This window comes from Ferrovum myxofaciens (assembly GCF_000735045.1).
Lineage (GTDB): Bacteria > Pseudomonadota > Gammaproteobacteria > Burkholderiales > Ferrovaceae > Ferrovum > Ferrovum myxofaciens.
The window spans coordinates 1-347 of sequence record NZ_JPOQ01000389.1 but is presented as its reverse complement, the minus strand read 5'-3'; the positions used below and the strand labels follow the sequence as shown (position 1 = coordinate 347).

Genomic DNA, 347 nt, shown 5'->3' with positions numbered 1-347 from the left:
TCGGTACTTCCTGCCCGGACCTACTCCCCCCAGGATAAAGCCAAAGTCGAGTCTGCGGTGCAGGTGGTTGAGCGTTGGATCATGGCTCGTCTGCGTCATCACCGGTTTACCACGGTTAACGAGGTGGATGAGGAAATCACCCCGTTGCTGGAACGGCTCAATCACAAACCGTTTCAGAAACTGCCCGGCAGCCGTGCCAGTACTTTTGCAGTGCTGGATGAACCGGCATTGCAACCCCTGCCGGTTCAACGCTATGAAATCGCCCACTTCAAGAGCGCCAAGGTCCATATCGACTATCACATCGAGGTGAATGGTCATCGGTACAGTGTGCCCCATGCCCTGATTGG

1 protein-coding gene is annotated in these 347 nt (G+C 55.6%); it reads left to right on the top strand.

Translation table 11 applies throughout. The features are described 5' to 3' along the window. The coding region (locus IV91_RS0114175; RefSeq protein ID WP_031599501.1) for a Mu transposase domain-containing protein at positions 1-347 on the top strand (347 nt) is incomplete at both ends.